The 1278-nt window shown below is 40.0% G+C and carries 1 protein-coding gene and 1 pseudogene; both read left to right on the forward strand.

The genetic code is table 11. The annotated features are described in order from the left end of the window. Positions 1 to 162, forward strand: a pseudogene (locus HT715_RS12150) (endo-beta-N-acetylglucosaminidase); the annotation flags it as partial. A 61-nt stretch (positions 163 to 223) separates the two neighbouring features. Beyond that, positions 224 to 1278 (forward strand): hypothetical protein (locus HT715_RS11340; protein WP_172922968.1); only part of this gene is annotated, 1055 nt, incomplete at its 3' end.

Consider the following 1278-nt stretch of genomic DNA (forward strand, 5'->3'; position numbering starts at 1 on the left):
GATAGTAGCTACAAATCTTACTATTACCTNNCATCAGAAGGAAGCTATGCTCGTAACACATGGGTAGGTGACTACTATCTCAAGTCAAATGGTAAGATGGCAGTCAACGAACGTACCCCAGATGGCTACAAAGTAGATGGCTCAGGTAAGTGGGTTAAATAGAATAAAAGTAGTGAAAGGAATTAGCACAGGCTGGTTCCTTTCTCTTAGATAAGGGAGAAATATGAAAAAGTTACTATTAACCACAACACTTTCACTGACACTAGTTCTAGGAGGTTGTCAGTATCTACCTTGGAATAAAAGCGCGGAACCAGCATCCGAGGAAGTAGCAACTCCAGAGATAGATTACAGCAAATATAACAAGGTTTTGGATGACTACGAAAAAGTAGCGAAAGGCACCTTCCCGAAAGGTATAGATGTCAATCCCCTAGCTAGTCAAGTGAAGTCTTCTCAAGGCTTTTATACAGATGTAGTTTATCACAAGACGGATTTGAATAATGATGGAGTCGATGAACTCTTGCTTGCTCTTGAAATGAAGAGTGGCGAAAAGAGTTTACTTGATATTCGTACGCTGAAAGACGAAAAAGTGATTCGTTTGACTGATCAAGAAAATCGTTTAGACCAGATTGGTGAGAGAATGACAGTCGGTATCTTGCCAGATAATTCTCTGCTCTATCGTGGAGCTGGTACAGCAACGAGTCACATCTATGCTCACTACCAATTTAGTGAAGACGGACAGTCTTTGGTAAAGGGTAAGGAGGCTCAAGAAGTAGCAGATCTTGGGGTCGGTTCTCCCATTTCTTTAGATACTTTAAGCTGGAAGTCAGTTTCAGATAAGATTCTTGGCGGAAGCAGTGAAGACAAGAGTACAGATGAAGCCAAACCAAGCGTAGATTACAGTTCTTATAACAGCATTTTGAAGGATTATGAATTTATTTTAGACCATAAGGCAGAGGTTAAGGATAATATCAATCTAACTGCTAATATCTATGCAGGGATGGCAGAACGCAGTCAAGCCTTCACCTATGCAATGGTTGATATGGATAAAAATGGCATTGATGAATTGATTGTCTTTTCGAAAAATGGTAGTGAGATTTTAGATATTTTTACACTCAAAGATCAGAAAGTTATTCGCCTCACCAATGCTGAAAATAAAATGCAGATGCTTGGAACACGCTTTAAGGCCTATCTCCTAGAAGATGGGAAGCATTATACCCAGTGGAATCCGTTCGCAGGAGATCCACAGACCATTCATACCATTTGGAAATTGAATAGTAG

Origin of the sequence: Streptococcus sp. 4155 (assembly GCF_013276695.1) — a bacterium.
Classification (GTDB): Bacteria; Bacillota; Bacilli; order Lactobacillales; family Streptococcaceae; genus Streptococcus; species Streptococcus pseudopneumoniae.